Below are 302 nucleotides of genomic sequence, written 5' to 3'. Positions count from 1 at the left end.
ATTGAACCCGTTGCCGTAGTCATGGCTGCGGGACATCTGGTTGCTGTACGCACGGCGATGACCAAGTGACGATGTCGATGCGGGAAGATCACTGGCCGACAGACGCAACTCGCCATTGAAGTAGCGGATGGGTTTTTCGCTGGTGGAAGCAGGCGACGAACAACTGCCACCTGAGCAACCACCACCATCGCCGCCACCGGAGTCGCCGCCGCCAAGATCGTTCTCTTTCTCGCAGCAAGTCTTGGGGTCAAACTTCTCTTCACAGGGTTCCTCCTCGTCAGGGCACGGTCCATCACCACAGG

1 protein-coding gene is annotated in these 302 nt (G+C 58.6%); it reads right to left on the bottom strand.

The features are described 5' to 3' along the window. Positions 1–302 (bottom strand): hypothetical protein (locus FYK55_RS29955; RefSeq protein WP_235909064.1); only part of this gene is annotated, 302 nt, incomplete at both ends.

Source organism: Roseiconus nitratireducens (genome assembly GCF_008629675.1).
Lineage (GTDB): Bacteria > Planctomycetota > Planctomycetia > Pirellulales > Pirellulaceae > Stieleria > Stieleria nitratireducens.
The sequence above is the reverse complement of the archived record's forward strand: the minus strand, read 5'-3'. Positions and strand labels throughout refer to the sequence as shown.